Source organism: Prevotella sp. P5-92 (genome assembly GCF_002251245.1).
In the GTDB taxonomy this organism is placed as follows: Bacteria; Bacteroidota; Bacteroidia; order Bacteroidales; family Bacteroidaceae; genus Prevotella.
The window spans coordinates 1-276 of the sequence record NZ_NPJG01000037.1 but is presented as its reverse complement, the minus strand read 5'-3'; the positions used below and the strand labels follow the sequence as shown (position 1 = coordinate 276).

Sequence of the window (276 nt, the reverse complement as noted above, 5' to 3'; positions counted from 1 at the left end):
CCGTGACCGCGAGGGTCGGCCTAGGGTGAAACCGGTGATTGGGGCTAAGTCGTAACAAGGTAGCCGTACCGGAAGGTGCGGCTGGAACACCTCCTTTCTGGAGGGACGCCATAGAGGTGGAGAGTTAGGGAAGAAGCCTTTCTTCTTCCGACGAGACCTTTTTTTTTGGTTCGTTACCTCTTCTTGTACTTGCAACTCTGTCTTTCGGGGGATTAGCTCAGCTGGCTAGAGCACCTGCTTTGCAAGCAGGGGGTCAACGGTTCGAATCCGTTATTC

At 54.0% G+C, this 276-nt stretch carries 1 rRNA gene; it reads left to right on the top strand.

From position 1 onward, the window contains the following. Positions 1–97 (top strand): 16S ribosomal RNA (locus tag CIK99_RS03545); the annotation flags it as partial. Between the last annotated feature and the right edge of the window lie 179 nt (positions 98–276).